Below are 701 nucleotides of genomic sequence, written 5' to 3'. Positions count from 1 at the left end.
ATGGCTAAGGCAACGTTTGAACGTTCCAAACCCCACGTAAACGTAGGTACTATTGGTCACGTTGACCATGGTAAAACCACTCTGACAGCGGCTCTGACTCGCGTATGTGCTGAAGTATGGGGCGGCGCAGCCGTTGCATTCGACGGTATCGACAACGCACCAGAAGAGCGTGAGCGTGGTATCACTATCTCAACTTCTCACGTTGAGTACGAATCTCCAAGCCGTCACTACGCCCACGTAGACTGCCCAGGACACGCGGATTATGTGAAAAACATGATCACCGGTGCTGCGCAAATGGACGGTGCTATCCTGGTATGTGGTTCTACTGACGGCCCAATGCCTCAGACTCGTGAACACATCCTGCTGTCCCGTCAGGTTGGCGTACCTTACATCGTCGTTTTCCTGAACAAGGCAGACCTGCTGGCTGAAGACTGCGGTGGCGCAGACTCAGAAGAATACGCAGAGATGCTGGAACTGGTTGAAATGGAACTGCGTGACCTGCTGTCTGAATACGACTTCCCAGGTGACGACACACCAATCATCCCGGGTTCTGCCCTGATGGCCCTGAACGGCCAGGATGACAACGAAATGGGTACTACTGCGGTTAAAACCCTGGTAGAAACTCTGGATTCCTACATCCCAGAGCCAGAGCGTGCGATCGATGGTGACTTCATCATGCCAATCGAAGACGTATTCTCTAT

The 701-nt window shown here is 52.8% G+C and carries 1 protein-coding gene; it reads left to right on the top strand.

Going from position 1 to position 701, the window contains the following annotated elements:
- Nucleotides 1–701, top strand: a 701-nt coding sequence (locus Q8W32_RS16550; protein ID WP_305415693.1) for a GTP-binding protein, incomplete at its 3' end; no start/stop codon positions are given.

Source organism: Oceanobacter sp. 3_MG-2023, assembly GCF_030688925.1.
GTDB lineage: Bacteria > Pseudomonadota > Gammaproteobacteria > Pseudomonadales > Oceanobacteraceae > Oceanobacter.
This window is presented reverse-complemented; position numbering and strand designations above follow the sequence as displayed.